This is a genomic window from Streptomyces sp. NPDC001292 (genome assembly GCF_042896465.1).
Lineage (GTDB): Bacteria > Actinomycetota > Actinomycetes > Streptomycetales > Streptomycetaceae > Streptomyces.
On the sequence record NZ_JBIAXG010000132.1, the window covers coordinates 1 to 1674 of the forward strand.

Sequence of the window (1674 nt, forward strand, 5' to 3'; positions counted from 1 at the left end):
CTTGCGAGGGTTATGCGGCTTTGAGTGGGGTTCCGTCGTAGGTCCAGCGGAACGGTCGGGCCTCGTCGTCGTAGGCGAGGGTGAACTCGCGGATCTGGTCGATGAGGTCCTGGCGCGAGGTGAACTCACCGCGCCGCAGCAGCCGGCGGGCCAGGATCGAGAAGAAGATCTCGACTTGGTTGAGCCACGAGGCGTGTTTGGGTGTGCGGTGGACGGCGAACCTCGGGTGCGCTGCCAGCCAGGCCCGGGTCGCCTTCGAGACGTGGGAGGACCCGTTGTCGAGGACCAGGTGGATCGTGAGCTTCGGGTCAATGGACTGGTCGAGCATCCGCAGGAAGCGGATGAAGGTGGCTGAGTCGTTGCGGACGATGTCTTCGACCAGGACCTGGCCGGTGTGCACGTCCAGGGCCGCGATAATGGAGGCGGTGCCGTGGCGGCGGTACTCGAACTCGCGCCGCTCGGTCTGGCCGGGCTTCACCGGGCGGGTCGGATGGCGGCGGGAGCGGGCCTGCATCGCGGTTTTCTCATCCACGCTGAGCACCACCGAGTGGGGCGGGCAGCGCAGATAGAGTGCGCAGACCTCGGCGGCCTTGGCGTAGAAGTCCGGATCCTCCGGGCGGGTGAGCCAGCCACGTACCAGGTGCGGTTTGAGGTCGAGGCCGGCCAGGATCCGCCCGACCTGGGACGCAGAGATCCCGATCGCGTCCAGGCGATGGGCGATGGCTCGGTGAGTCCAGTGGCTGTCGGTTGCGGGCCGGGCGGAGGTGACGGTGGCGACGATGGCCAGGTGCACGTCGGGGCCGTAACGGCGGGAGCGACCCGGCCGGGGCCGGTCCTCCAGCGCGGCCAGGCCGTCGGCGGCGAACCGCTTGCGCCAGCGCCGTACGGTGTCCAGATGCACGCCAAGGGCGCGGGCGATGGCCGCATTCGCGCCACCGTCCGCATAGGCCAGCGCGGCCCGGGCCCGCTGCACCCGGCGCAACGGCGCGGTCCGTGACCGCGCTAACTCCTCCAGCACTTTGCGCTGTTCACCGTCCCAGGCCACCTGGAACGGACTTGCCACCGGCACGCGCCCCACCCCTTCGAATCCATGAATCGGGTTGATCATTGCTGGGGGCGGCGGTAGACGTTCCACCGGGGCAAGGCGGGTATGGGTGGCAGGATGGCCGCCATGGCGAACAGCAGGAGCGCGAAGACCCCGCAGACGGCACCGAGCAAGACCGTGCACAAGATCAAGATCACCTTGCGGGACTCCCGGCCTCCGATCTGGCGCCGCCTGGAGGTGCCGTCAGGTATCACCCTGCGCGAGCTGCACGACGTCATCCAGGCCGCCTTCGGCTGGGAGGACTACCACATGTGGGCCTTCGAGACCGGCCGGGACCGATACGGCGTCGCCGACCGCGACCTGGGAATCCGCAGCGCCGCCTCCAAGCGGCTCGGCCAGGTGGCGCCCCGCACCGGCGACCGGCTCCGCTACACCTACGACTTCGGCGACGACTGGGAACACGACATCCTCATCGAGGACGTCACCGCACCGGAGGCCGGCACCCCCTACCCCCGATGCCTCACCGGCCGCCGAGCCTGCCCGCCCGAGGACTGCGGCGGCATCTGGGGATACGACTACCTCATCGAGATCCTTGCCGACCCCCGCCACGAAGAACACGAGGACCGCCT

At 69.4% G+C, this 1674-nt stretch carries 2 protein-coding genes; one reads left to right on the forward strand and one right to left on the reverse strand.

The features are described 5' to 3' along the window. Positions 1-10: 10 nt before the first annotated feature. Complete coding sequence (locus tag ACFY4A_RS42545; RefSeq protein ID WP_390834666.1) at positions 11-1069, reverse strand: IS630 family transposase; 1059 nt, start codon at positions 1067-1069, stop codon at positions 11-13. 102 nt (positions 1070-1171) lie between these two features. Here ACFY4A_RS42545 and ACFY4A_RS42550 point away from each other — a divergent pair. Further along, positions 1172-1674, forward strand: a 503-nt coding sequence (locus tag ACFY4A_RS42550; RefSeq protein ID WP_390834667.1) for a plasmid pRiA4b ORF-3 family protein, incomplete at its 3' end; no start/stop codon positions are given.